This window comes from Pseudomonas sp. S2_A05 (assembly GCF_054668485.1).
In genome coordinates, this window is sequence record NZ_CP162775.1 from 4,999,301 (window position 1) to 5,024,073 (window position 24,773).

General features: G+C 60.5%; 20 protein-coding genes. 5 read left to right on the forward strand and 15 right to left on the reverse strand.

The genetic code is table 11. The annotated features are described in order from the left end of the window. Positions 1–67: 67 nt before the first annotated feature. From AB4O12_RS22725 to AB4O12_RS22760, 8 genes are all read right to left on the reverse strand, one after another. A complete protein-coding gene (locus AB4O12_RS22725; protein WP_406228018.1) occupies positions 68–1,459 on the reverse strand; it encodes an LLM class flavin-dependent oxidoreductase in 1,392 nt (463 codons plus the stop codon). After that, entirely contained in the window at positions 1,459–2,652 is a 1,194-nt protein-coding gene (locus AB4O12_RS22730; RefSeq protein WP_252868605.1) for an SfnB family sulfur acquisition oxidoreductase, read from the reverse strand. The genes AB4O12_RS22725 and AB4O12_RS22730 overlap by 1 nt, the downstream gene beginning before the upstream one ends. A gap of 27 nt (positions 2,653–2,679) precedes the next feature. After that, the gene (locus tag AB4O12_RS22735; protein ID WP_150637903.1) at positions 2,680–3,921 is read right to left on the reverse strand and encodes an SfnB family sulfur acquisition oxidoreductase; all 1,242 of its coding nucleotides are present in this window, start codon (positions 3,919–3,921) and stop codon (positions 2,680–2,682) included. 263 nt (positions 3,922–4,184) lie between these two features. Continuing rightward, on the reverse strand, positions 4,185–4,949 hold the full coding sequence (locus AB4O12_RS22740) for a hypothetical protein (RefSeq protein WP_150637905.1): 765 nt from the start codon (positions 4,947–4,949) through the stop codon (positions 4,185–4,187). 462 nt (positions 4,950–5,411) lie between these two features. Next, positions 5,412–6,161, reverse strand: coding sequence for an L-cystine ABC transporter ATP-binding protein TcyN (tcyN, locus tag AB4O12_RS22745; protein ID WP_076565047.1), 750 nt, complete (start codon positions 6,159–6,161; stop codon positions 5,412–5,414). A 4-nt stretch (positions 6,162–6,165) separates the two neighbouring features. After that, positions 6,166–6,831 carry a cystine ABC transporter permease gene (gene tcyL, locus AB4O12_RS22750; protein ID WP_016772200.1) on the reverse strand — a complete coding sequence of 222 codons (666 nt, stop codon included), beginning with the start codon at positions 6,829–6,831 and terminating at the stop codon, positions 6,166–6,168. Further along, complete coding sequence (gene tcyJ, locus AB4O12_RS22755) at positions 6,831–7,631, reverse strand: cystine ABC transporter substrate-binding protein (RefSeq protein WP_016772199.1); 801 nt, start codon at positions 7,629–7,631, stop codon at positions 6,831–6,833. The genes tcyL and tcyJ overlap by 1 nt, the downstream gene beginning before the upstream one ends. 282 nt (positions 7,632–7,913) lie before the next feature. After that, positions 7,914–8,906 carry a D-cysteine desulfhydrase gene (locus tag AB4O12_RS22760; RefSeq protein ID WP_460059767.1) on the reverse strand — a complete coding sequence of 331 codons (993 nt, stop codon included), beginning with the start codon at positions 8,904–8,906 and terminating at the stop codon, positions 7,914–7,916. Positions 8,907–9,096: 190 nt separating this feature from the next. Here AB4O12_RS22760 and epsC point away from each other — a divergent pair, with 190 nt between their 5' ends. Further along, positions 9,097–10,023 carry a serine O-acetyltransferase EpsC gene (epsC, locus tag AB4O12_RS22765; protein ID WP_024011175.1) on the forward strand — a complete coding sequence of 309 codons (927 nt, stop codon included), beginning with the start codon at positions 9,097–9,099 and terminating at the stop codon, positions 10,021–10,023. A gap of 473 nt (positions 10,024–10,496) precedes the next feature. Continuing rightward, a complete protein-coding gene (gene betT, locus AB4O12_RS22770; protein ID WP_256808615.1) occupies positions 10,497–12,458 on the forward strand; it encodes a choline transporter BetT in 1,962 nt (653 codons plus the stop codon). A gap of 25 nt (positions 12,459–12,483) precedes the next feature. Here the strand turns inward: betT and AB4O12_RS22775 are convergent, their stop codons facing one another. Together AB4O12_RS22775 and AB4O12_RS22780 are read right to left on the reverse strand one after the other, a co-directional pair. Beyond that, a complete protein-coding gene (locus tag AB4O12_RS22775; RefSeq protein ID WP_460059768.1) occupies positions 12,484–12,744 on the reverse strand; it encodes a hypothetical protein in 261 nt (86 codons plus the stop codon). Positions 12,745–12,933: 189 nt separating this feature from the next. Further along, on the reverse strand, positions 12,934–13,971 hold the full coding sequence (locus AB4O12_RS22780; RefSeq protein ID WP_460059769.1) for a LacI family DNA-binding transcriptional regulator: 1,038 nt from the start codon (positions 13,969–13,971) through the stop codon (positions 12,934–12,936). A gap of 203 nt (positions 13,972–14,174) precedes the next feature. Here AB4O12_RS22780 and AB4O12_RS22785 point away from each other — a divergent pair, with 203 nt between their 5' ends. The 3 genes from AB4O12_RS22785 (at position 14,175) to mgrA (ending at position 18,951) form a co-directional block, all read left to right on the forward strand. Beyond that, positions 14,175–16,400 carry a TonB-dependent receptor gene (locus AB4O12_RS22785; protein ID WP_056787072.1) on the forward strand — a complete coding sequence of 742 codons (2,226 nt, stop codon included), beginning with the start codon at positions 14,175–14,177 and terminating at the stop codon, positions 16,398–16,400. A gap of 1 nt (position 16,401) precedes the next feature. Beyond that, positions 16,402–17,721 carry an LLM class flavin-dependent oxidoreductase gene (locus AB4O12_RS22790; RefSeq protein ID WP_056787075.1) on the forward strand — a complete coding sequence of 440 codons (1,320 nt, stop codon included), beginning with the start codon at positions 16,402–16,404 and terminating at the stop codon, positions 17,719–17,721. 192 nt (positions 17,722–17,913) lie between these two features. Further along, positions 17,914–18,951, forward strand: coding sequence for an L-glyceraldehyde 3-phosphate reductase (gene mgrA / locus AB4O12_RS22795; protein ID WP_076565051.1), 1,038 nt, complete (start codon positions 17,914–17,916; stop codon positions 18,949–18,951). A gap of 200 nt (positions 18,952–19,151) precedes the next feature. Here mgrA and tauD read toward each other — a convergent pair whose 3' ends face one another. The 5 genes from tauD to gshA form a co-directional block, all read right to left on the reverse strand. Next, the gene (tauD, locus tag AB4O12_RS22800; protein WP_423663629.1) at positions 19,152–19,994 is read right to left on the reverse strand and encodes a taurine dioxygenase; all 843 of its coding nucleotides are present in this window, start codon (positions 19,992–19,994) and stop codon (positions 19,152–19,154) included. Positions 19,995–20,138: 144 nt separating this feature from the next. Beyond that, a complete protein-coding gene (gene tauC / locus AB4O12_RS22805) occupies positions 20,139–20,972 on the reverse strand; it encodes a taurine ABC transporter permease TauC (protein ID WP_150637913.1) in 834 nt (277 codons plus the stop codon). Continuing rightward, positions 20,969–21,763 carry a taurine ABC transporter ATP-binding subunit gene (gene tauB, locus AB4O12_RS22810; protein WP_071174062.1) on the reverse strand — a complete coding sequence of 265 codons (795 nt, stop codon included), beginning with the start codon at positions 21,761–21,763 and terminating at the stop codon, positions 20,969–20,971. Before tauB ends, tauC begins: the two co-directional genes overlap by 4 nt. Before the next feature lie 15 nt (positions 21,764–21,778). Continuing rightward, on the reverse strand, positions 21,779–22,756 hold the full coding sequence (tauA, locus tag AB4O12_RS22815) for a taurine ABC transporter substrate-binding protein (RefSeq protein WP_024011179.1): 978 nt from the start codon (positions 22,754–22,756) through the stop codon (positions 21,779–21,781). 329 nt (positions 22,757–23,085) lie between these two features. Continuing rightward, positions 23,086–24,669: a glutamate--cysteine ligase gene (gene gshA, locus AB4O12_RS22820; protein WP_460059770.1), complete on the reverse strand. Its 1,584-nt coding sequence runs from the start codon at positions 24,667–24,669 to the stop codon at positions 23,086–23,088. Between the last annotated feature and the right edge of the window lie 104 nt (positions 24,670–24,773).

A 24,773-nucleotide genomic window follows, 5' to 3' on the forward strand; every position in this document is an offset into this window, starting at 1 on the left:
TGCATGAATTTTTGCTGTCGGGGAGGGCCTCTTCGCGAGCAGGCTCGCTCCCACAGGGGCACGCATTTCAAATGTGGGAGCGAGCCTGCTCGCGAAGCTTCTGATGCCTGTACGAAGATCCGCTGTGTTGCTCAGGCAATTGCGCCTCACCGTGAAACAACTTCTCGCGCAAGGTCCCGCTGTCATACGCAGTCTTGTACGAGCCGCGCCACTGCAGCTCGGGAATCACCAGCTCGATGAAATCGACATAGCTTTCCGGGGTGACGATGCGGGTCAGATTGAAGCCGTCCAGACCGGTTTCGGCGATCCACGATTCCAGTTCATCCGCCACTTGCTCGGGCGAGCCGACCACGGTGATGTAACGACCACCGAGGGCGTGCTGGTCGAGCAATTTGCGCCGGGTCCAGTCGTTGTTTTGCAGGTTTTTCGTCGCCGACTGAATCGCGTTGCTCTTCACGTACTGGATCGGTTCGTCGATTTCGTACTGGGCAAAGTCGATGCCGGTGGAGGCGGAAAAATGCGCCACGCCGGCCTCGGCACTGGCGTAACTCAGGTACTCGGCATGCTTGGCCCACGCCGCTTCTTCGGTGGCGCCGACGATCACATTGAGGCCCATGAACACCTTGATGTCTTGAGGATTGCGCCCGGCTTCGACCGCGCTGGCACGGACCTTGTCGACCTGCACTTTGGTCGATGGTTTGTTCTGGCCGCTGATGAATACGCACTCGGCATGACGCCCGGCGAAGAGCAAGCCGCGATCGGAGCTGCCGGCTTGGAACAATACCGGCGTGCGCTGCGGTGACGGCTCGCAGAGGTGATAACCCTCGACCTGATAGAACTCGCCCTTGTGCTCGACCTTGTGCACTTTTTCCGGATTGGCGTAGATACGCTCCTCGCGGTCGTTGAGCACCGCGCCGTTCTCCCAACTGCCTTCCCAGAGCTTGTACAACACCTGCAGATACTCTTCGGCCTGGTCGTAGCGGCGGTCATGTTCGACCTGTTCGCGCAGGCCCATGGCTTTGGCGGCGCTGTCCAGATAACCGGTGACGATGTTCCAGCCGACCCGGCCGCGACTCAAATGATCGAGCGTCGACATGCGTCGGGCGAACAGATATGGCGGCTCGTAAGTGAGATTGGCGGTCAGGCCGAAGCCGAGGTTTCTGGTGACGGCTGCCATCGCTGAAACCAGTAGCAGCGGATCGTTGACCGGCAACTGGATCGACTCTTTCAGCGTGACGTCCACCGAGTTCTGGTAGACGTCGTAGACGCCGACGATGTCAGCGATGAACAAACCATCGAACAATCCACGCTCAAGCAACTGCGCCAGTTCGGTCCAGTATTCGATCGTGTTGTAGCGGGTCGAAGTGTCGCGCGGATGCGTCCACAGGCCGTGATTGATATGGCCGATGCAGTTCATGTTGAACGCGTTGAGCAGAATTTTCTTTTTCGCAGCGCTCATCAGATCGTCCCTCGCAGCGGAGGGTTTTCGTCGTTGAGGTAATAATTGCCAACTGCGTGATATTTCCAGCGCACTGGGTCATGCAGGGTATGCACTCGGGCGTTGCGCCAGTGGCGGTCGAGGCCGTGTTCACTCAGCGTCGCCTGGCTGCCGGCCAGTTCGAACAGGGTGCTGCCGGCGGCGAGGGAAATTTCCGTGCTGATCGCCCGCGCTTCGGCAACCGCGATCGATGCGGCGGCGACGGTTTCGGCGTTGGTTTCGGCTTGCGCGGCATCGAGGATTTCGCCGGCACGTTCGAGCAAGGCTTCGGTGGCGTGCAACCGAATGCTCAAGTGGCCGAAGCTCTTCAATGTCAGCGGATCTTCGGTGGCCTTGTCGTTGCCGGAATCGATCCACGGACGGGTTTTGCTGCGCACGAAATGCAAGGCATCTTCGAAAGCGGCGCGGGCAATGCCGGTGTCGATCGCGGCGTGGAGAATCTGCGCCAGCGGGCCGACCGTGGTCGGGCGTTCGAAAGCGCTCTGGAACGGCAGCACATCTTCAGCCGCTACATAGACATCTTCGAACACCACCGAGCCACTGCCAGTGGTGCGCTGGCCGAAGCCGCTCCAGTCGTCGATCACCGTCAGGCCCTTGCTCTCGCGCGGGACGAAGGCCAGTTGCTGTACGCCGTTTTCATCGACCACCGACGTCGGAATGCGCTGCGCGTAAATCGCCCCGGTCGAGTAGAACTTGCGACCGTTGATGCGATAACCAGCGCCGTCGCGTTCGAGGCTGGTGACGCGGTCGTGAGCGGTTTTGGTGCCCAGTTCTGCCAGCGCATTGCCGAAGCGTTGACCGGCGAGGACCTCGGCGTACAGACGTTGTTTCTGTTCATCGCTGCCATTCACGCGCAGCACTTCCAGTGCGTAGAAATGGTTCTGCGGAATTTGCCCGAGTGAACCGTCGGCCTGCGCAATCAGGGCGATGACTTTGGCCAGGGTGACGTTGGAAACACCTGCGCCGCCATATTCCTTCGGCACGCTGATGCCCCACAGGCCGGAGCGGGAAAACACTTCCAGTTCTGCCAATGGCAGGCGGCGTTCGCGGTCGCGCAGGGCGCTGTCGCGTTTGAAATCTTCGGCCAGGTCGCTGGCGACGATCAGGGCTTGCTCATCGCTGGTGATGAGCGCGACGTGATGGGAAAGCGTCATAGGGGGTTCTCCAGATGACTGGTCGTCTCAGATCCAGGAATGGCGAGCCGGCAAGGTGCCGTTCAGGCGATAGGCGCCGACTGCGTGATATTTCCAGCGCACCGGGTCGTGCAGGGTGTGCACGCGGGCGTTGCGCCAGTGGCGGTCGAGGTTGAATTCGGCGAGGGTCGCGCGGCTGCCGGCCAGTTCGAAGAGCTTTTCGCTGGCCAGCAGCGAGATCTCGGTGGTCAGTACTTTTGCTTCAGCCACGGCGATCGAAGCGCGAGCAGCGGACTCAGCAGTGAGTGGCGCCGCGTGAACCTGATCAAGCACTTGTCCGGCCTTGCGCAGCAGCGCTTCGGCGGCGTGCAGTTCGATTTTCAGTTTGCCGATATCGGCGATCACGTAGAGGTCATCGCTGGCGCGCTCGACCTTGGCGTCGATCCATGGCCGCGCGCGGCTTTTGACGAAGTCGATGGCGTCGTCGATAGCACCGCGTGCGATGCCGGCGTCGATGGCCGCTTGAATCAGCTGCGACACTGCCCCTTGGGTGTTCGGCTTGTCGTTGATCTTCCAGTTGTCGATGACCAGGCTCGACTCGACGCGCACGTTGTTCAGCAGGATCGTGCCGCTGGCGGTGGTGCGCTGGCCGAAACCCGACCAGTCATCGACGATGCGCAAACCTGGCGTGCCGCGACGGACGAAGGCCAGCACTTGCTTGCCGTCATCGTTGAGCGCTTTCACCGCGACCCAGTGGGCGAACAGGGCGCCGGTGGAATAGAACTTCTGGCCGTTGATCACGTAGTCGTCGCCATCTGCACTGATTCGCGCCTTCAGTTCCAAGGTGTTTTTCGTGCCGCGTTCCGGGCCGGCATTGCCGATGCGCCAACCTTCCAGAACACTCTGGAACAGCTGCTTTTTCTGCGCTTGGGTAGCGGTGCCGAGCACCAGATGGATGATGCCGAACTGGTTTTGCGGAATCTGTCCGAGCGCCGGGTCGGCGGCAGAAATGATCGCGAATACTTCAGCCAATGTGACGAAGGAAACCTGCGGGCCACCGTATTCGCGCGGGATGGCAATGCTGCCCAGACCGCTGCGGGTGAACTGTTCAATTTCCGACCATGGCAGCTTGCGCTGACGGTCGCGTTTGGCCGCCTGCACGCGGGCGGCCTGCGCCAGCTCGTGGGCGGCCTTGATGGCTTGAGCGTCGTTGCGCAGTACTTGCGCGGGCAATAACAGTGGGGCGATGTCCAGATCGGACTGCAGATTCGCATCTGCCAGACTGGACATCAGTGCCGCTCCCTGGCTGCACGCAATGCCCTGGCGATCTGCACTGGGGTGATTGTGTTCCGGACCATACCTACCTCACATCTCATGAAAAACGCCGCGGAGTGCGACGATTGAAAGAATGTCCGGTGGTCCGGTGCATATACCCTAAGCGTGTATAAAAATTAAATGAACTAACTTTTAGGAATATGCATAGAAGGGTGGATGTTCGGCTTGGTTAACGAGGTTCAGGTGAGAGATAACTGACCTCCCACCTTGAGCAGGTCTCACTTGGTACGTGATTCAGCGGCCTTGAATTCGGGCTTCAACGGGACTTTCACGTACGGATTCACGCAACCGATTTTGAGTGTGCGCGGCGGTGCCCAGCGCGAGTTGTTACCGACCCGGTCGAGGATGCAGTAGGTCACGTCCAGCCGCAGGTCTTCGCCCGCTTCGACAATGACCGCCGGTGGCACCCAGACCTGAATCGGCAGCCCGACGTCGGCCGCAGTGAGCGCCGCCAGATCCATGCGCACATCACCCCAGCGCAATGTGATGGCGTCGTCTTCGGCCATGTTCAGATAAGGCTCGATAGTCAGCGGCACGCCGCGTTTGATCTGGCTGGGGTTGACGCCCTGGCGGCGAATCGCTTCGGGGATGATCACCGGTGCCAGTTGCTGGTTTTCATCTTCGCAGTGCGCAGCGGGCTGGCCACCCGGGCAATCGAGTTTGACCTGTATCCGCGTCGTTGCCGAAAGCGCGGCGCCCTGGCCGACCTGCATCACGCGGTAGTGAATGCGCGCGGTGCCGTTGGTGATGAAACTCTCCGGCACCCGCAGGCTGACCGACTCGCCCACATCGGCCGCGCTGAGGACTTTTGACGCGACATAGCATTTGTCCCAGAACAGTTCGATCAGATCGCCAACGTCCATGTCGCAGTAGGGCGGCACGTCGATGAGCAGGTGGGCTGCTGTTGCCAGGTTAATGCCGGTTTTTTGTGCGCATGCCAGCGTTGGCGCTGCAAGTTCGGGTGTGTGCGAAGTGCGGGTCATCGGTTTCTCTCCTTGAAGTCTTGCAGCGAAATCCGTTTCTGGAAAACAAAAAAGGCGCGAATCAACTGGCAATAAAAGCGACAAGTATTTGCTCGGTATTAGTGCGGGTTGTTTGAACTAATGGGCGCCGGTTGCCGACTAGATAAAAGTCTGCGGAGAGGGGTGTCAATAGAGGGGATTAGTTAATGCGTAAATTACAAGTTAATCAGAAAGCTCCTACGTCATCGAGGCACTAAGCCTAGGCGTAAGCGCGAAATCAGCTACAGATAAACAGCGGTTTCGCGGCGTTTTGTGCGGGTTCGTTCACCGGCAAACGTGTGGAAATATGACGAGTCGAGAACGTGCGTCATCGTTGCGCAATGTATATCTGCGCGCACAAGTAATAAATATTTAGAAGAATGAAATGCCGGGGGAGGGATAACTTCCGTCCGTGGAAGTTGAGGGCTGTGGTAGAGAAAGTTCTCAGGCGTGATTCAGAAACTTGCTGAGAAACTGTTTGGTGCGTTCTTCTTTCGGGTTGGCAAACAGTGCCTTGGCTTCACCTTGTTCAACAATTACGCCCTTGTCGAAAAACACCACGCGATTGGCCACGTCACGGGCAAAACCCATTTCATGGGTGACAATCACCATGGTGCGATTTTCTTCGGCAAGACCGCGGATGGTCGCCAGCACTTCGCCGACCAGTTCCGGGTCGAGGGCGGAGGTCGGTTCGTCGAACAGAATGACTTCCGGCTCCATCGCCAGCGCCCGGGCAATTGCCACGCGCTGTTGCTGGCCACCGGAAAGCCGGCGCGGATACGCGTCCTCCTTGCCGGCAAGCCCCACTTTGGTCAGCAGCTTTTTACCCAGAGCAACTGCCTGGTCGCGCGGCATCTTCTTGACCACGATCGGGCCTTCGATGACGTTTTCCAAAGCGGTGCGATGGGGGAACAGGTTGAAGTTCTGGAACACGAAGCCGACGTGCTGGCGCAGGTTGCGCACCAGGCTTTGCTGCTGGTTCAGCGGGCGGCTGGTATCGATTTCGATATCGCCGACCTTGATCCGGCCGCTGGTGGGTTCTTCGAGGAAATTCAGGCAGCGCAGGAACGTCGTTTTCCCCGAACCACTGGGACCGATGATCGCGACGACTTCGCCTTCCTTTACCTCAAGGTCGATGCCGTTGAGCACGACCTGTCCCTTGAATTGCTTGGTCAGTTTTTCCACGACAATCATCGCGTCAGGACTCCTGGTCGTGCCGATTGACCCGCTCTTCCAACTTGTTCTGCAAGTGCGAAAGCACCGTGGCCAGAATCCAGTAGATCAGCGCGGCGGCAAGATACATGGTGAAGACTTCAAAAGTCCGGGCGGTAATCAGCTGCGCCTGACGGAACAGCTCCGGCACCTGAATGGTCGCGGCCAGCGCCGTGTCCTTGACCAGCGAAATGAAGCTGTTGCCCAGCGGCGGCAATGCCGTGCGCATCGCTTGCGGCAGGATGGCCCGGCGCAGGGTCTGCGCGCGGGTCATGCCGATACTCGCAGCAGCCTCCCACTGACCGCGTTCGATCGAACCGATCGCGGCCCGAAGGATTTCACAGGCGTAGGCGGCCATGTTCAGCGAGAAACCGATCAGCGCTGCTGGCAGCGGATCAAGCTCCATGCCCAGTTGCGGCAAGCCGTAATAGATCACGAACAACTGCACCAGCAACGGCGTGCCGCGAAAGAACGACACGTAGATGCGGGCCAGCCAGCTGACCGATTTGAAGCGCGACAGGCGCATCAGCGCGAGGCCGAAGCCCAGCAGCAGACCGAAGAACATCCCGCCGAGGCTGAGGACTACCGTGTAGTACGCGCCCTTCAACAGAAAGGGCGCGGAATCCAGCGCGAGTTGGAAAGCCTCTTCCATTATTTAGTGACGTCTGCGTTGAAGTATTTCTTCGACAGTTTCTCAAGAGTGCCGTCAGCACGCAGTTCGTCGAGCGCCTTGTTCACCGCAGCCAGCAGTTCAGGCTCGCCTTTGCGCAGGGCGATACCGGATTCCTGACGCGAGAAGGCCTCACCGGCAGCTACGGTTTTCGGGGCTTTCTTGGCGTATTCGAGGGCAGCCAGACGGTCGATCAGGATGGCATCGGTACGACCGTTGTTGAGGTCGGCGAATTTGGTCGGATCATCATCGTAGGTGCGCACGTCAGCACCCGGCACGTTGGCGCGGACCCACTGCTCGTAGTTGGTACCCAGGCCGACACCGACTTTCTTGCCGGACAGGTCAGCGGCAGTCTTGATGTTCAGCGCCGACTCTTTGCTTTTCAGCACGAGGGCCTGAATGCCAGAGACGGTATACGGTTCGGAGAAGTCGTACTTCTTCTTGCGCTCGTCGGAAATGGTCACTTGGTTGACCACCAGATCCAGACGCTTGGATTCCAGTGCGGCGAGGATGCCGTCCCATTTGGTCGGCTGAATCTTGGCCTTGACGCCGAGCTTTTGCGCCAGCGCTTCGGACAGCTCCACTTCAAAACCCGACAGCTTGCCGTTCTCGTCGACATAGCTGAACGGGGGGTAAGTGCCTTCCAGGCCGACGTTCAGAACGCCCTTGTCCTTGATCTGTTGCAACTGCTCACCGGCCACTGCCTGACCGATCAGGCCGGCGCTGAGCGCAAGACCCAGCGAACCGACCAGCAGAGTGCGACGTAGTGCGGAAAAATTCATGACAAGCCCCTGTGTTTTCTTATGGAAGACGCTTAAGGAATGTAGGCAAATTGGTGATCTGGACGACAGCGCTATCCTGCCTTAAAGCAGCTTAAGCGTCTCGCCCGAAATTCGCCTGCGGCGAGACTATAAGATGTCTGTTTTAGACTTGAAAATACTTAATACTAAAATTGTTATTCATTTCAGGAATATGTGTGACTGCTTGAAGATCGCAGCCTTCGGCAGCCGCTGCAGGTGATCTCATGTAGGAGCTGCCGAAGGCTGCAATCTCTTGATCTGCTCTTACAGAAAATCCTTGTAGGCAAACAACGCTGGCGCGCCCCCGGTGTGCAGGAAGATGACCGGGCCGTCATCGAATCGCTGCCGGCCAATCCCGTCTAACAGGCCGGCCATGGCCTTGCCGGTGTACACCGGGTCAAGCAACAGACCTTCCTGAGCCGCCAACAGTTTCACCGCCGCCAAAGTCCCGGCATTCGGTTCGCCATAACGTGGGCCGAAATATTCTTCCCACAGCTCGACCTTGAAGCTGGCCGGCAACTCGATGCCCAGCAGCTCAGCGGTGCATTCGGCCAAACCCTGAACCTTCGGGCGCTGATCTTCTTCACTGCGCGAAACGGTCACGCCGATCACCGGCAGTTGCGGCAGCACCTCACTCAGCGCCAGTCCGAGACCACTGTGAGTACCGGCACTGCCTGAAGCCAGCACCACAGCGGCGAAATCGAGGCCGCTGTCCTTGATCTGCTCAGCCAGTTCCAGCCCGGCGCGCACATAACCCAGAGCACCAAGGGCGTTGGAGCCGCCGATCGGCACCAGATACGGCTTCTTGCCGTTGCTGCGCAGGCGCACGGCGAGGGCGGCCAGTTGTTCGTCGGCATTATCGAGGTTGTCGACCAGCTCGACTTTGGTGTCGAACAGATCCAGCAGCAAGCGGTTGCCGTTGCCGGTGTAATTTCCATCATCAGTGCCGAGCGGGTTTTCCAGCAGCGCCACACAACCGAGGCCGAGTTTCGCGGCCAGCGCGGCGGTCTGGCGCACGTGGTTCGATTGCAACGCACCGGCCGTGATCAGCGTGTCAGCACCTTGCGCGAGCGCGTCGGCGGCCAGGTATTCGAGTTTGCGTAGCTTGTTGCCGCCCATCGCCAGCGGCGTCAGGTCATCGCGCTTGATGTACACCTCGCGACCAAGCCAGGTGGACAGGCGTTCGAGTTTTTCCAGCGGAGTAGGGTGGCTCAGCAGTTCGAGACGGGGGAAGCGTTGCAGCTGTTGTTTGATCATGGGTCCGTACTGGCGCAGAAGAATGAAAGGACTATAGGCACGCGTTTTTGCCCGGGCAACCGCCAATCGCTTATAGCCAAATGGACTGAGGCCAGCACTATCGGTTCTTAATTCGTCGGCAAAGGCATGCCGTAAAGTAGGCGCCGTTGACGCGGCCAGACAGTCCGGCCGCCCGTGAGGAGTCTTTACCGTGAGCGAGCGTTCCAGCCATTGGCAATTGCAGACCATCGTCAGCCAGCTGCGCAGCGCGCGGGATCAGTGGCGCGCACAGAATGGTCGGGCTTCAGGAGAGCAGGGCGGCCGCGAATTGCCGTCGCGAGCGGCGATGGCGGAAATCCTCGAGGCGCTGTGTGGCGCGCTGTTCCCGATGCGTCTGGGGCCGGTCGATCTGCGTGAAGAAAGTGAAGACTTCTACGTCGGCCACACGCTTGATGTAGCGCTCAATGCATTGCTGGCGCAGACGCGCCTGGAGCTGCGTTACGTTGCCCGCCACAGCGCGCAGGACGACAGTGAAGTCGAGACCCGCGCCATTCAGATCGTGCAGGATTTTGCCCTCGCATTGCCGGGTTTGCGCACGCTGCTCGACACCGACGTGCTGGCGGCCTACCACGGCGACCCGGCGGCGCGCAGCGTTGATGAAGTGCTGCTGTGCTATCCGGGCATTCTTGCGGTGATTCACCATCGCCTGGCGCACCATTTATACCGTGCCGGACTGCCACTGCTGGCGCGGATCAGCGCGGAAATCGCGCACTCGGCGACGGGCATCGATATCCACCCGGGCGCGCAGATCGGCCGCAGTTTCTTTATCGATCACGGCACAGGCGTAGTGATTGGCGAAACCGCGATCATTGGCGAACGGGTGCGCATTTATCAGGCGGTGACTTTGGGTGCCAAGCGCTTTCCGGCGGATGAGGACGGCCAATTGCAGAAGGGCCACCCGCGCCATCCGATCGTTGAGGATGACGTTGTGATTTATGCCGGGGCGACGATTCTCGGACGGATCACCATCGGCAAGGGCTCGACCATTGGCGGCAACGTCTGGCTGACGCGCAGTGTGCCGGCGGGGGCGAATCTGACGCAGGCAAATCTGCAGCATGATGACGGGACGCAGAAGTAGGCCGTGGAATCCTTTTCCCCTCACCCCAGCCCTCTCCCGGAGGGAGAGGGGGCCGACCGAGGTGTTTTGCGTCATACATCGACCTGAAATACCGGGTCGATTATGGATTCGGCACGGTTTCCTCAGGTTGGCGCACATTCTGAACATCCCCCAATCAGTCCCCTCTCCCTCTGGGAGAGGGTTAGGGTGAGGGGCTTTTGATTCTTGCTTGGCGCAGTGAACGAATCTCACAAAACCCGCGTCATAAACCTCCTCGGGCGCTGTAGGAAACCTACCGCCCAGCCCTGCGATTAGTCCTTACCACCCCATTCATGTTTAACTTGAACGTTCATTCAAGTTAAACCGGTGGTTCGCTGCCCGCTCACAACAGGAGGCTTGCCTTTGCTGAGTCCGATCATTTCAGCCACGTTTCAACCCTTCGAGGTGCACCTTTCATGAGTGCATCGTCTACCCCCGCCAGCGGTCTGGTGCGCATGAATCCGCCGGTGTTCTACTTCGCCGCGACGGTCATTCTGCTGTTTGGTCTTGTCGTCATCGCCATCCCCGAGCAGGCCGGCGCCTGGTTGCTGGAAGCGCAAAACTGGGCGGCCAACACGGTCGGCTGGTACTACATGCTCGCGATGACCCTGTATCTGATCTTCGTGGTGGTCACCGCCTTATCCGGCTACGGCAAGATAAAACTCGGTGCCGACCACGACGAACCCGAATTCAGTTACCTGTCCTGGGCCGGCATGCTGTTCGCCGCCGGGATCAGCATCACGCTGTTTTTCTTCTGCGTCTCCGAACCGCTGACCCACATGCTCCAGCCACCGCAAGGCGACGCGGGCACGGCGGATGCGGCACGCCAGGCGATGCAGATCCTGTTCCTGCATTGGGGCCTGCATGGCTGGGGCGTGTTTGCCTTCGTCGGCATGGCGCTGGCCTATTTCGCCTATCGGCACAATCTGCCGCTGGCCCTGCGTTCGGCGCTGTATCCGCTGATCGGCAAACGCATCAACGGCCCGATCGGCTATGCGGTGGACGGCTTCGGCATCATCGCCACGGTGTTCGGTCTTGGTGCCGACATGGGCTTCGGCGTGCTGCATCTGAACTCCGGGCTGGACTACCTGTTCGGCATCGCCCACACGCAGTGGATTCAGGTCGGCCTGATCACGCTGATGATGGGTGCGGCGATCATTGTGGCCGTCTCCGGCGTCGACAAAGGCGTGCGGGTGATGTCGGACATCAACATGCTGCTGGCCTGCGGGCTGCTGCTGTTCGTATTGTTTGCCGGGCCGACACAGCACCTGCTCAACACCCTGATCCAGAACGTCGGCGATTACCTCGGCGCGCTGCCGATGAAGAGTTTCGACCTCTACGCCTACGACAAACCGAGCGACTGGCTGGGCGGCTGGACCGTGTTCTACTGGGCCTGGTGGATCGCATGGTCGCCGTTCGTGGGCCTGTTCATCGCGCGGATTTCCCGTGGCCGCACCATCCGTGAATTCGTCTTCGGCGTGCTGTTGATTCCGCTCGGTTTCACCTTGGCGTGGATGTCGATCTTCGGCAACAGCGCCCTGGATCAAGTGCTCAATCACGGCATGAGTGCGCTGGGCATGTCGGCCATCGACAATCCGTCGATGAGCATTTATCTGCTGCTGGAAACCTATCCGTGGAGCAAGACTGTCATCGCCGTGACGGTGTTCATCAGCTTCGTGTTCTTCGTGACGTCTGCGGATTCCGGCACCGTGGTGCTCTCCACCCTGTCGGCGAAAGGCGGCAACCCGGATGAAGACGGGCCGAAATGGCTGCGGGTCTTCTGGGGTGCGATGACCGCGCTGATCACCAGCGCACTGCTGTTTTCCGGCAGCATCGACGCGTTGAAGTCGGCGGTGGTGCTGACCTCATTGCCGTTCTCGTTGATTCTGCTGCTGATGATGTGGGGCCTGCACAAGGCGTTCTATCTGGAGTCGCAGAAGCAGATCGCGCAGTTGCATTCGCTGGCGCCGGTCTCCGGTTCGCGGCGTGGCACCGGTGGCTGGCGTCAGCGCCTGAGTCAGGCCGTGCACTTCCCGTCCCGCGACGAGGTGTACCGCTTCATGGAAAGCACCGTCCGCCCGGCGATCGAAGAAGTGACCGCCGTGTTCGTCGAAAAAGGCCTGCACGTGGTTACCCAGCCGGATCCGGCGCATGACAACGTCAGCCTGGAAATCGGTCATGGCGAGCAGCATCCGTTCATCTATCAGGTGCAGATGCGCGGCTACTTCACGCCATCGTTCGCGCGCGGCGGCATGGGTTCCAAGCAACTCAACAATCGCCGCTACTACCGCGCCGAAGTGCACTTGAGCGAGGGCAGTCAGGACTACGATCTGGTCGGCTACACCAAAGAGCAGATCATCAACGACATCCTCGACCAGTACGAACGGCACATGCAGTTCCTGCATCTGGTGCGTTGATCCAGCGGCTGAGCGCCGAGAGGTTTTACGCCTCGGCGCTCAGCACCATGAACAACACCATCGCCGCCACCGGCACGCCAAACACCGCACTGCCCATCGCAATCTCCGTCCCCAACGGCTGCCCCGCATGCACCACGCCGACCGCCCCGTTGATCAGCGTCAACGCCAGCCACAGCGCTGCGAAAGCGTAGGCCAGCGTGTGGCGGCTGAAGCCGATGTGCTCGCCGATGTAAAGCATCAGCGCGAGCAGGACCAGGCCGAAGACAATGATGATGGTGGTGTGCATGGTGCGTTCTGCCTGATGGAGGTGCAGTGCCGGGAAGGGCCCCTTCGCGAGCAGGCTCGCTCCCACATTGGATCTCGGCTGGACATAAATTTCATGTACACAGGAAATCCCTGTGGGAGCGAGCCTGCTCGCGAAAGGGCCACCTCTGTGTCCTTCAGAGCATAGCCAATCCAGCCCCCGCCATATTCATCAGATGCTTTCGCGCTCGATCACCTGGCACTGCAGCAGATTCAGCCGCTGCACTTCGTCGCTCGGCAACACGCCAAGGCTTTCCAGCACGCGTGTCGCGGCGAGTACACCGATCTCCAGTGCCGGTGGTTTGATCGTGCTCAGGCTGGGCAACAGCATCTCGGCGAACGGGTAATCACCGAAGCCGAGAACGGCGCAGTCTTCGGGAATTCTCAAACCGGCGCGTTGCCCGGCGAGCAGGCCGCCGGCGGCGAGGTTGTCGTTGGCGAAGATGATCGCGTCGGGGCGTGGTGAGGCATTCATCAAGGCTTCCATCGCCTGCTTACCGGCCTCGAACGGTGCGCGGTCGGCGTCCGGGGCGAAGAGCCATGGCTCCCTCCCTGCGCCTCGCAGAGTGGCGGCATAACCATCGCGGCGCTCCAAGGCACTGAAGTCCCCCGGCGCGCTGTTTTGCACGAAGGCGATGCGTTGGTAGCCTTTTTCCAGCAGATGCCTTGCCGCCGTCACGCCCACTTCGAAATGCGAAAAGCCGATCTGCATCGGCCCGCGTTCCGGCTGGTAATCCCAGGTTTCGATGACCGGGATATCCGCCTCGGCGAGCATCTTCTCGGTGCCTGCGCTGTGGAAGTGGCTGGTCAGCACCAGCGCTGCCGGCGACCAGCCGAGAAACGTGCGCACGGCATTTTCTTCCTGCTTGATATCGAAATAACTCGACGCCAGCAACAGTTGATAACCGTGACGGCTAAGGGTGTCGCTGAAGCCCTGGATCGTGTTGGCAAAAATCGGCCCGGAGATGTTCGGAATGACCATGCCGACGATTTTCCCCCGCGCCGAGGCCAGACCACCCGCCACCAGATTCGGCACATAACCGAGCTCGGCAACCACCGCTGCAATACGCTCGCGCCGCTCGGGCGAAACCTGTTCGGGCTGATTGAAATACCGCGACACGGTAATCGCCGACACCCCGGCCGCACGCGCCACGGCATTCAACGTTACACGGCCGGCGCCACGACGTTTACGCGGTTTTTCAACGTTCAAGACTCGATCCTTTCTAAAAACCAAATCGCATATAAAAGTAATTTTTCAGTATTGGACGCTCTATTCGCCGATGGCCAATATTGCCGATGTTAGCGCTAACAAGGCGCGTTGTCTGCTACTCGCTCGAGCGAATGCCCAAGACAGATTCAGGCGCTGTCGTCGCAGAACGGCAGCGGTTCAGGGCCATTTTCGAGCGAACACCTATGCGTAATTTTCCTGGGGCATTACACACACTGACGCAGTCGATACACGCGGCGGGCTGGATTTTCACCGGGCTGGCGGCGCTGCCGCTGCCCATGGCGTTTGCCGCTGACAGCAGCGATCAGGAACCGACGCTGAAATCCGTCACGGTGACCGCGACTCGCCGCGAAGAGTCCCTGCAGAAAGTGCCGGTGGCGGTTTCCGTGCTCGACGGCGAACAGCTCGAACGCGATAACCGCAATAGCTTGGCGAGCATCGTTCAGCAAGTGCCGTCGCTGAATTTCCGTACCGGCGCCTCGAACAAGGACACCTCGTTATTCGTGCGCGGCGTCGGCACGATTTCCACCTCGCCCGGCGTCGAGCCGACCGTGGCGACAGTGATCGACGGCGTGGTGTACGCGCGGCCCGGTCAGGCCACGCTGGATCTGCTCGATCTGGAGCGCGTCGAAGTGTTGCGTGGCCCACAAGGCACGCTGTTCGGCAAGAACGCCTCGGCCGGTGTACTCAACATCTCCAGCAAGGCACCGACCGCCGAAACACACGGCTATATCGATCAGGCGTTCTACAGCGGCAACGAAAGCCGCAGCCGTTTCGGCCTTGGCGGCAGTCTGATTCCGGACACGCTGAAGGGCTCGATCAGCACCTTGTTCGGCACGTACGACGGTAACATCGACAATCAACACAACGGCCACGAGGTCAACGGTTACAACCACCGCGGTGTGCGCGGCAAACTCGAATTCACCCCGAACGACGACATTACTTTCACCCTGATCGCGGACTACATGCAGTCCCACGATGACGCGCCCAATGGTGTCGTCAGCCAAGCGCTGACGCCGGCCTTCGCCAACGCGCTGAGTCCGGTGAGCGCGAGCAGCCACAACCGCGACATCAACACCGACACCCGCTCTCACATCGAGGACATCAACAAAGGCCTGTCCGGCCAGCTCGACTGGCAACTGGGCGATTACACGCTGACATCGATCACCGCATGGCGCGGCTGGGACAATACCCAGTATCAGGATGGTGATCGCCTCGGCACCGTGACGGCGGCGTTCCCCGGCACGGCAGATAAAGGCGATCTGGCCTTCGACCAGTATTCGCAAGAGCTGCGTCTGGCCTCACCGAAGGGCGAGTTTCTCGAGTACGTCGGCGGCCTGTTCTACATGCACGGCAAGGACGACGAGACCTATCAGCGCACCCTCACGACCACCACACGCACCGACCGTGGCGTTGCCGATTACAGCACCACCAGCGACAGCTACGCGGTGTTTGGTGAGAGCACGCTGAACTTCACTTCGAACTTTCGCGGCATCGCCGGTCTGCGCTATACCCACGATGATCTGAAATACGATCACCGTCGCGTTTCAACATCAGCGACCACCGTCAGCGGCATTCAACCGGCGACCAGTAGCTCTGGCTCGGTGGACGAGGACGGCTGGTCCGGTCGCCTCGGTCTGCAATATGACCTGAGCGATACCGTTACCAGTTACCTGACCTATTCGCGCGGTTACAAAGGCCCGGCGTACAACGTGTTTTTCAACATGCAGCCGCGCGACACCGAAGCGCTGAAACCGGAGACCTCCAACACCTGGGAAGTGGGGATCAAAGCCACCTCCTGGAACAACCGCCTGACCACCAACCTGGCGATCTTCCACAGCGAGTACGACAACTATCAGGCGAACTTTTTCGACACCGTCGCCGGGCAGGTGGTGACGCGTTTGATCAACGCCGGCAGCGTCACCAGTGAAGGCATCGAACTCGATTACGCCCTGCAAGCCACCCAGCAACTGAAGTTCTCCGGCTCACTGGCCTACACCCGCGCACGCATCGACGAATTCGCCTGCCCGGCCGGCGCGGCGGCGTCGTGCAACGTCAACGGCAAACCATTGCCGTTCAGCCCGGACTGGAAAAGCTACGTGCGCGCCGACTACACAATTCCGCTGGACAACGGTCTCGATATCGAACTGGGCACTGACTACAGCTGGCAGAGCGAAGTGCAGTACGACATCAGCCAGAACCCCGATACCAAACAGGGCGCCTACGGGCTGTGGAACGCCAGCGTCGCCTTGGCCGATTACAGCAATGGCTGGCGTGTCGCCCTGCTCGGCAAGAACCTCGCCGACAAATCCTATTCGTCATTGCTGGCCAGTGGCGGCAGCTACATCTATCGCGCCGTGCCACGGGATGACGAGCGCTATTTCGGCGTGCAACTGCGCAAGGATTTCTGAGATGAGCAGACAGATGAAACTCGGTGCGTTTTTCATGGCCACCGGGCATCACGTAGCGGCCTGGCGGCACCCGGACGTGCCGGCGGATGCTGGGCTGGATTTCGCCCATTACAAACGTCTGGCGCAGATCGCCGAAGCGGCAAAGTTCGATGCGCTGTTTGTCGCCGACAGCGTCGCCGCACCGACCGAAAACATCGCCAGCCGCATGGCGCGCTCCGATCACTTCGAGCCGCTGACCTTGCTCTCGGCACTGAGCGCGGTGACCGAGCACATCGGCCTGATCGCCACGGCCACCACCAGTTACAACGAGCCATACCACGTCGCGCGCAAGTTCGCTTCGCTCGATCATTTGTCGGGCGGACGGGCGGGATGGAATCTGGTGACTTCGGACAATGCGGCCGAGGCGCTGAATTTCGGCCGCGACGCACACATCGGCCACGCCGAACGCTACAGCCGCGCCCGTGAGTTTCATCAGGTGGTCACCGGGCTCTGGGACAGTTGGGAAGACGATGCCTTCCACCGCGACAAGGCCAGCGGCGCCTATTACCACCCGCAGAAGCTGCACGTGCTCGATCATGTCGGTGAACATTTCCGGGTCAAAGGCCCGCTGAACGTCGCGCGCTCGCCGCAGGGGCAACCGGTGATCGTCCAGGCCGGTTCTTCCGAAGCCGGGCGCGAACTGGCGGCGCAAACGGCGGAAGTGGTGTTCACCGCGCAGACTTCGCTGGCCGCCGCACAGGCGTTTTACACTGATATCAAGGGACGCTTGGCCAAGTTCGGGCGCAGCACCGATTCGCTGAAAATCATGCCCGGTGTGTTCGTGGTGGTCGCTGCTACCGAAGCTGAAGCGCAGGAAAAGTTTGAAACGTTTCAGCAATTGGTCGAACCGGAGGTGGGCGTCGCGCTGCTTGGGCGTATGCTGGGCAACTTCGATTTATCGAAGTACCCGCTGGACGGGCCGCTGCCGCCATTGCCGCTGACTGACAGCGGTCAGCAGAGCCGACAGAAATTGCTGACCGAGCTGGCCGGGCGGGAGAGCCTGACCCTCGCCGAGCTTGGTCGCAGGATCGCTGGCGGGCGGGGGCATCACAGCCTGGTCGGCACGCCGGCACAGATTGCCGATTGCCTGCAGGAGTGGTTCGAACAAGGCGCGGCGGACGGCTTCAATGTGCTGGTGCCGCACCTGCCGGGCGGGCTGGAAGATTTCGCCAATGGCGTGGTGCCGGAACTGCAACGGCGTGGCTTGTTCAGAACTGAATATGAAGGCCGCACGCTGCGGCAGAACCTGGGGCTGGTTCGACCTGCAAATCGCTTTGCATGATTGATGGGGCTTTTGTGGCGAGGGGATTCATCCCCGTTCGGCTGCGAAGCAGTCGTAAAACAGCGCATTCGGTACACCAGATTCGCCGAGGTTTCAGGTTTTGGGGCGGCTTCGCCATCCATCGGGGATAAATCCCCTCGCCACAAAGGTGTCCGGTTGCAGATGACTAAAAGACAGACAAGAGAGGATTCGATGACTTACACCGCTGCCGAAAATCGCTACGACTCCATTCCCTACCGCCGCGTCGGCCGCAGCGGTCTGGTGCTGCCGGCCTTGTCGTTGGGCCTGTGGCACAACTTTGGCGACAGCACGCCGATCGAGACCCAGCGTGCCTTGCTGCGCACCGCGTTCGATCTGGGCATCAATCATTTCGATCTGGCCAACAACTACGGCCCGCCATACGGCAGCGCCGAGATCAATTTCGGTCGCCTGCTGCGCGAAGACTTCAAGCAGTATCGCGACGAGCTGATCATCTCCAGCAAGGCCGGTTGGGACATGTGGCCCGGCCCGTATGGTCAGGGCGGCGGTTCGCGCAAATACGTGCTGGCCAGCCTCGACCAGAGCCTGCAACGCCTCGGTCTGGACTATGTGGACATCTTCTATTCGCACCGCTTCGACCCGGACACCCCGCTGGAAGAAACCGCCAGCGCCCTTGCCACCGCCGTGCAGCAGGGCAAGGCGCTTTACATCGGCATCTCGTCCTACTCAGGGGTGAAAACCCGAGAAATGGCCGCGCTGCTGAAAGAGTGGAAAGTGCCGCTGCTGATTCATCAGCCGGCGTACAACCTGCTCAATCGCTGGGTGGAAAAGGATCTGCTCGATACCACCGATGAACTCGGCACGGGCGTCATCGCGTTCACGCCGCTGGCGCAGGGCTTGCTCACCGACAAATACCTCAACGGCGTGCCGGCCGATGCGCGAGTCAATCGTCCCGGCGGTGGTTCGTTGCAGGCTTCGCACTTGTCCGAGGCCAACATCGCTCACGTGCGAGCGTTGAACGAGATCGCCCAGCGTCGCGGCCAGAGCCTGGCGCAACTGGCACTTGCGTGGACGCTGCGTGATCCACGAGTGACCTCGGCGCTGATTGGTGCGAGCCGGCCGGAGCAGATCATCGAGAACGTCGGCGCGCTGAAGAATCTGCATTTCAGTGCTGAAGAGTTGGCGGAGATTGACCGGTTTGCCCAGGAGGGCGGGATCAATCTTTGGGAGAAGCCTTCGACGGCGGAGTGAGCCACCCTCACCCCAGCCCTCTCCCAGAGGGAGAGGGAGCCGACCGAGGTGTCTTGCGTCTTACATCGACCTGAAATACCGAGTCGATTATGGATTCAGCAAAGTACGTTCAGGTCGGCGTACTTCTACAGCATCCCCAATCAGTCCCCTCTCCCCTCCGGGAGAGGGTTAGGGTGAGGGGCTTTTGCCTTTAAAAGGGCTCAGCGAAAAAACGGCACATCCCCCAACACCGTCGCCCGCTGCATCACCCGCCGCGCCGGGCGGTAATCGTCCACCGCGTAATGCTGCGTCACGCGGTTGTCCCAGAAGGCGATGTCGTCCTTCTGCCAGCGCCAGCGAATGGTGAATTCCGGCCGTGTCGCGTGGGCGAACAGAAACTTCAGAATCGCCTCGCTCTCGGTTTCCGACAATTCGTTGATCTTTGAGGTAAATCCTTCATTGACGAATAGCGAGCGCCGCCCGCTCACTGGGTGGGTGCGAATCACCGGGTGCGACAGCGGCGGATTCTTGCGCCGCGCTTCTTCCCACTGCGCCAGCGCCTCAGGCGTGTTGCCGTAGCGCTCGAGCGGAAACGAACGAGTGAAATCGTGGGTGGCCGTCAGACCTTCGAGCAGGGTTTTCATCGGCGCCGACAACGCTTCATATGCCGCGATGCCGCTGGCCCACAACGTGTCGCCACCGAACTCCGGCAGCAACTTGGCGCTGAGCACTGCGCCCATCGCGGGCGTTGGCAGGAAGGTCACGTCGGTGTGCCAGATCGCGTTATCGCGCACGTCGGTGACGGCGGTGTCGAGGATCAGCACTTCCGGTTGTTCCGGCACGTTCGGGTAGATCGGATGAATGTGCAGGTCGCCGAAATAATGCGCGAAACGTGCCTGCTGTGCCGGCTCGATCGGCTGGTTGCGGAAGAACAGCACCTGATATTTGAGCAGCGCCTGTTCGATGACGTCGCGGTGTTCCAGGCTCAGCGGCTGGCTGATGTCGACGCCGTTGATCTGCGCACCGAGGGCCGAGCTTAACGGGGTGATGTTGAGGGTGCTCATGGTCGTTCTCTTCGAATTCGGAGTGTCATGCTTTTGTGGGAGCGAGCCTGCTCGCGAATGCAGAGTGTCAGGCGACAGTGCAGTGAATGATCTGACGCTTTCGCGAGCAGGCTCGCTCCCACAGGGGAATTTTCACAAGGCGATTTAGTGCGCCTGGCCGTGCCATGGCACCAGTCTGCGCTGCAATGCGCGCAGGCCCATTTCCATGGCGAAGGCGATCAGGGCGATGACCAGAATCCCCAGCACCACGACATCGGTGACCAGGAATTGCGCAGCCGACTGCACCATGAAGCCCAAGCCACTGGTGGCCGCGATCAGTTCAGCGGCGACCAGGGTCGACCAGCCAACCCCCAGGCCAATGCGCACGCCGGTGAGAATGTCCGGCAGTGCGCTGGGCAGAATCACATGGCGAATCAACTGCACGCGCGTTGCGCCCAACGACTGCGCCGCGCGCAGTTTTGCTGGATCAACCGTGCGCACACCCGTCGCGGTGGCAATGGCAATCGGCGCAAAAATCGCCAAGTAGATCAGCAGCACTTTCGACAACTCGCCAATGCCGCACCAGATCACGATCAGCGGCAGATACGCCAGCGGCGGGATCGGGCGGTAGAACTCGATCAGTGGATCGAGCACACCGCGAGCGATGCGGTTTGCACCAATGGCAATACCCACCGGCACGGCGGTGAGAATCGCAAAAGCGAGACCCAGGCCGATGCGGCTCAGGCTCGCGCCCAGGTGCTGCCACAGCGTCGAATCCATATATCCCGAGGTCGCCAGCAGCCAGCCTTTTTGCAGCACGGCAGAGGGCGGTGGCAAGAACAGCGGTTCGATCAACTCGGTAGCTGTCACCGCCCACCAGACCGCCAACAGGCCGAACAGGGTCAGCAGGCTGATCCAGCGAGTGCTGAGGCTGCGGCGCAGCGGGATGCTCACCGAAGGTGTTTTCACCGCCGCAGCGGAAACGTCGTAACTGCTCATGCGCGCTCCTGCCGGGGTACGGCGCTGCGTTGCGAGAAGACTTTGCTCAGTACATGCTCGCGGGTTTCGATAAAACGCGGATCGGATTTGATCGCGCGGGCCGACTCGCCAGCGGCATAACGCTGACCAAAATCCAATTGCAGGCGCTCGACGATCTGCCCCGGATTCGGTGCCAGCAGAATCAGGTCCGTGGCGAGGAACACCGCTTCTTCAATGTCGTGGGTAATCAGGAAAACCGGCTTGGCCGTGCGTTGCCAGACTTGCAGCAACAGTTCCTGCATCTGTTCGCGAGTGAACGCGTCGAGGGCGCCGAAAGGCTCGTCCATCAGCAACACGCGCGGGTCGGCGGCGAGGGCGCGGGCGAGGCCGACGCGTTGTTTCTGGCCACCGGACAATTGCCAGATGCGTCGGTCTTCGAAGCCGGCAAGATCGACCAGCGCGAGCATTTCACGGGCGCGCTGTTCGCGTTTGTCCTTGCCGACACCGGCCAGTTCGAGGCCGAAGGCGACGTTGGCCAATACGTCCTGCCAAGGCAGCAAGGCGTCGTCCTGAAACACCACGCCACGTTCGGCGCTCGGGCCTTTGACCGGCACGCCGTCAAGGGTGATGCGCCCGGCACTCGGCTCGACGAAGCCGGCAATCAGGTTCAACAGCGAAGTCTTGCCACTGCCGGACGGGCCGAGGGCGACCAGCAATTGCTGCGGCCCCAGGGTCAGAGAAATATCCGCCAGCACCGGCTCCGGGCTGCCCGGGTACTGTGCGCTGATGCGCTCCAGCTGTAGCAAGGCCATCGCTGTATCTCCCGATCAGTTGGTGATGTATTTGGCGCTGACGTAAGGCGCGTAGTCCGGCAGGACGGCTTCGACCTTGCCTTGCTCCTTGAGGAACGCGGCGGTGTCAGTGATGGCTTTGGTGGTCGGCGCGCCGAGGTCACTGACCTGATCCGCCGCCAATGGGTAGACGTTGCCCTGCAGCAGCAATGGGATGTCGCTGGCCTTGGCGCCGGAGAGTTTGACCAGTTTGTCGACGTTGCTCTGATTGGCCAGCCAGGCCTGCGGATCCTTGCGGTAAGCGGCGTAGGCGTCGAGGGTGACCTTGGCGAACGCGGTGACGATTTCCGGGTGCTTCTCGGCGAAGTCCTTGCGCACGATCCAAGCGTCGAAGGTCGGCGCGCCGAACTTGGCCAGTTCGCCGGAGGTGATCAGCACTTTGCCGTTTTCCTTGGCGACGCCCAGTGCCGGATCCCAAACGTAAGTGGCGTCGATATCGCCGCGTTTCCACGCCGCGATGATGGCTGGCGGCGCGAGGTTGAGCACGGTGACTTTCGACGGGTCGATGTTCCAGTGCTTGAGCGCCGCGAGCAGGCTGTAGTGCCCGGTGGACACGAATGGCACGGCGATTTTCTTGCCGATCAGATCCTGCGGAGTCTTGATGCCGGAACCGTCACGCGCGACCAATGCTTCAGCGGCGCCGATTTGGGTGGCGATGAGGAAGGTTTCCACCGGCACTTTGCGCGTGATCGCAGCGGTCAACGGGCTCGAACCGAGATAGCCGATCTGCACATCGCCGGACGCGATGGCGGCAATGATGTCGGCACCGTTATCGAATTTGCGCCAGCTGATATCGGCCTTGGTGGCTTTCTCGTAGGCGCCGTCGGCCTGAGCGACCTTGGCCGGGTCGACGGTAGTCTGGTAGGCGACGGTGAGATCGGCCGCCTGGGCCAGGAAGCTTGCAGCGGCCAGCGAGGCGGCGGCGAGCAGGCGAAGCGGGAAATTCAGTTTCAATTGAGAGCTCCAGATCAGGCGACCGAATGTCGGCGTGAATGGAGACTAAATGATCTAAGAATCGATAAATAAATAACTTTTTCGAATGAGCATATGAGCGGAAAAATCTAAGGATAGGAGAGGGTGTGGGGATTTCGGATGATTCGTTCGACGTCAGAACTTTGCCCCCTCACCCCAGCCCTCTCCCCCAAGGGGGCGAGGGGGAAAGGGAGCTGATCTTCATGCTTTTCAAGGCCTGAGTTCGGCCCGGTATTTCAGGTCGGTGTAGCTCGCAAGAACAACGCGGTCAGTCCCCTCTCCCTTTGGGAGAGGGTTAGGGTGAGGGGCTTTTAATTGCTGATGGCGAGGATGCTCGCCTGATACGCGCCAACAAACACATCGAAATCGCCAACCTCGTTCTGTTCAAGCTCGGTCTGCTGCGCCAGCGATGCGCGCGCCAGTTCTTCAAACTTCGCTTGCTCGTCAGCCGCCAACGGCTCGCTGCGGAAGAACTCGGCGTGGGTCTGGCTCTGGCGCAGGGAGAACTGCGCAAAGCTTTCCTTGTGCTCAGCCATGGCCGCCAGCACCTGCGCCGATGGGGTCAGGGACGGGTCGTTGACCTTGGCCAGTTGCGCATCCAGCGCCTTGCTGTGGGCATCGCCGCCGACGCTCTGGTCGAGCATCGCCGCCAGCGGAGCAATCTGTTCCAGCAGTTCGGCCGCCCATTGCTTCATCTCGACCGGTTGACCGTCACGCTGCAATTGCAGGCCCGGACGGCGACCTTCCTTGACCACGCTGAGGAAGTTCGAGGTGGCGTTGCCGCACGAAGTGTTGGTCAGCAGCGGGCTGTCGTTCAGCGCGCAGTACAGCAGGAAGGCGTCGATGAAGCGCGATTCGGTGAGGTCGATGCCCATCGGCAGGAACGGGTTGATGTCCAGGCAGCGCACTTCGACGTACTGGATGCCGCGCGCCATCAGCGCCTGGATCGGCCGCTCACCGGTGTAGGTCACGCGTTTCGGGCGGATGTTGGAGTAGTACTCGTTTTCGATCTGCAGGATGTTGGTGTTGAGCTGCACCCATTCGCCATCCTTGTGCGTGCCGACTTCCACGTATGGCGCGTAGGGCGTGGCCACGGCTTCGCGCAGGCTGTCGGTGTAGCTCGCCAGGTCGTTGTAGCACGGTGTCAGGCCGGCCTGGGCATTGCTCTGATAACCGAGATCGCTCATGCGCAGGCTGGTGGCGTGCGGCAGATACAGCGTGTCCGGATCGAGCTGCTCGAGCTGATGCGAACGCCCGCGCAGGAAGCCGGCGTCCAGCGCCGGCGAGGCACCGAACAGGTACATCAGCAGCCAGCTGTAGCGACGGAAGTTGCGAATCAACGCGATGTAGGAAACCGATTGGAAATCGCGATCGGTGCCGACGAAACCTTCGGCCTCGCGCAGCAATGGCCAGAGCTGTTCCGGCAGGGAAAAGTTGTAGTGAATCCCGGCAATGCATTGCATGGTCTTGCCGTAACGCAGGGCCAGGCCCTTGCGATAAACGTACTTGAGCTGACCGATGTTGGAGGTGCCGTAATAGGCGATCGGAATATCTTCCTCGGCCGGCAACGGGCACGGTATCGATGGACTCCACAGGTACTCGTTGCCGAGTTTGCTGTAGGCAAAACGATGAATCTTGTCCAGGCTCGCCAGCGTGTCGGCAGGATCCGGCAGGGCTGGCGTAATGAATTCCAGCAGCGACTCGGAGTAGTCGGTGGTGATCTGTTCGTTGGTCAGCGCGGAACCCAGGGCTTCGGGGTGCGGCGTTTGCGCCAGGCGACCTTCACTGGTCACGCGCAGGCATTCACGTTCGATACCGTGCAGGCACTGCTTGAGCAGAGAGAGGTTAGCGCGCTCGCCGAGCAGAGCCAGGCGGCGGTTGAGAAGTTCGCTCAATTTGGATTCCTTCACGCGTCAGTCGCCCCAATATGGGGGTGGGCAAGACGGTCTACAAGGGTGAAGTTGAAACTGGCGTTATCGCCTGGTTTTCTAGCCTGTCA

Excerpts from the sequence above, each read along its gene's own strand:
- AB4O12_RS22725 (WP_406228018.1), bottom strand. The coding sequence starts at position 1,459 with ATGAGCGCTGCGAAAAAGAAAATTCTGCTCAACGCGTTCAACATGAAC.
- AB4O12_RS22730 (WP_252868605.1), bottom strand. The coding sequence starts at position 2,652 with ATGACGCTTTCCCATCACGTCGCGCTCATCACCAGCGATGAGCAAGCC.
- AB4O12_RS22735 (WP_150637903.1), bottom strand. The coding sequence starts at position 3,921 with ATGTCCAGTCTGGCAGATGCGAATCTGCAGTCCGATCTGGACATCGCC.
- AB4O12_RS22740 (WP_150637905.1), bottom strand. The coding sequence starts at position 4,949 with ATGACCCGCACTTCGCACACACCCGAACTTGCAGCGCCAACGCTGGCA.
- tcyN (WP_076565047.1), bottom strand. The coding sequence starts at position 6,161 with ATGATTGTCGTGGAAAAACTGACCAAGCAATTCAAGGGACAGGTCGTG.
- tcyL (WP_016772200.1), bottom strand. The coding sequence starts at position 6,831 with ATGGAAGAGGCTTTCCAACTCGCGCTGGATTCCGCGCCCTTTCTGTTG.
- tcyJ (WP_016772199.1), bottom strand. The coding sequence starts at position 7,631 with ATGAATTTTTCCGCACTACGTCGCACTCTGCTGGTCGGTTCGCTGGGT.
- AB4O12_RS22760 (WP_460059767.1), bottom strand. The coding sequence starts at position 8,906 with ATGATCAAACAACAGCTGCAACGCTTCCCCCGTCTCGAACTGCTGAGC.
- betT (WP_256808615.1), top strand. The coding sequence starts at position 10,497 with ATGAATCCGCCGGTGTTCTACTTCGCCGCGACGGTCATTCTGCTGTTT.
- AB4O12_RS22775 (WP_460059768.1), bottom strand. The coding sequence starts at position 12,744 with ATGCACACCACCATCATCATTGTCTTCGGCCTGGTCCTGCTCGCGCTG.
- AB4O12_RS22785 (WP_056787072.1), top strand. The coding sequence starts at position 14,175 with ATGCGTAATTTTCCTGGGGCATTACACACACTGACGCAGTCGATACAC.
- AB4O12_RS22790 (WP_056787075.1), top strand. The coding sequence starts at position 16,402 with ATGAGCAGACAGATGAAACTCGGTGCGTTTTTCATGGCCACCGGGCAT.
- mgrA (WP_076565051.1), top strand. The coding sequence starts at position 17,914 with ATGACTTACACCGCTGCCGAAAATCGCTACGACTCCATTCCCTACCGC.
- tauD (WP_423663629.1), bottom strand. The coding sequence starts at position 19,994 with ATGAGCACCCTCAACATCACCCCGTTAAGCTCGGCCCTCGGTGCGCAG.
- tauC (WP_150637913.1), bottom strand. The coding sequence starts at position 20,972 with ATGAGCAGTTACGACGTTTCCGCTGCGGCGGTGAAAACACCTTCGGTG.
- tauB (WP_071174062.1), bottom strand. The coding sequence starts at position 21,763 with ATGGCCTTGCTACAGCTGGAGCGCATCAGCGCACAGTACCCGGGCAGC.